The 1,058-nt window shown below is 35.3% G+C and carries 1 protein-coding gene and 1 pseudogene; both read right to left on the bottom strand.

Annotated elements, in window-relative coordinates:
• Positions 1 to 531 (bottom strand): annotated as a pseudogene (locus tag GQR46_RS20020) (flagellin); the annotation flags it as partial.
• Positions 532 to 980: 449 nt separating this feature from the next.
• Positions 981 to 1,055, bottom strand: coding sequence for a flagellin (locus GQR46_RS20025; protein ID WP_277344155.1), 75 nt, complete (start codon positions 1,053 to 1,055; stop codon positions 981 to 983).
• Positions 1,056 to 1,058: the final 3 nt, after the last annotated feature.

Here is a 1,058-nt window from a genome sequence, read left to right on the forward strand (position 1 = left end):
TTGTAAATTAACTTGGTTAGAACCAATTTTCTCTGCCGCTACACTAGACAATGATACGTTAATTGTTTCGTTTGCATTTGAACCAATTTGGAATGATTTTGAACCGAAGCTGCCGTTCAATAATTGCTGACCACCAAACGAAGTCGTATCTGAAATACGTGTTAGCTCTGTTGATAAAGCTGATACTTCTTTTTGTAGCGCTTCACGGTCTTCTGATGAGTTTGAGCCATTCGCTGATTGTAGAGCTAATTCACGCATACGTTGTAAAATACTTGTAGACTCACTCATTGCGCCTTCAGCTGTTTGCGCCATTGAAATACCATCGTTTGCATTTCTTTGAGCTACGCCTAAACCATTTACTTGTGATGTTAAACGATTTGAAATTTGTAGGCCTGCCGCATCATCTTTTGCGCTGTTAATACGCATACCCGATGATAAACGCTCCATTGATGTCGCTAAATCAGAACCTGATTGAGATAGGTTACGTTGTGCGTTTAATGAAGATACATTTGTGTTTACTGAAATCATAATAAAACTCCTGATTACTTTCGTAAAAGTACTGTTTTTATTTAACCAAGAGCCGTAACAAATTTATGTACAAGCCCCTTACTGATTAAGTTAACGGCAGGGAGTAAAATACCTTTAGCTTTTATTTATAAATAATTACAAATTCATGTTAATAAATTTATAACTTGTTGATTAGTTTGTTACTAGGGGTTAACTATGACACGAACTGCTTTTAAGACTTCTTATTGCAACTACACGGGTGTAGAACAATAGTAGGGGAATTGCCGAAAACAATTAAGTAACGAAATATTTAGCCTTGTTACAATACAATCATCTGTCGTTAAATAAAGCTCATATTGAGCCGATTGGTGCAATATTAAAACCAAATAAAAAGGAGATGACCAAAGTCATCTCCTTTTAAAATTATTATAAGTATTAGCTAAAATAGAGAAGTAGCTATTACCTTATTACTGTTAGCCTAATAGGCTAAGTGCAGTTTGCGGTAACTGATTTGCTTGCGACAAGATTGATGTACCTGCTTGTTGCAATAT

Origin of the sequence: Pseudoalteromonas sp. Z1A6 (assembly GCF_011378745.1) — a bacterium.
Classification (GTDB): Bacteria; Pseudomonadota; Gammaproteobacteria; order Enterobacterales; family Alteromonadaceae; genus Pseudoalteromonas; species Pseudoalteromonas arctica.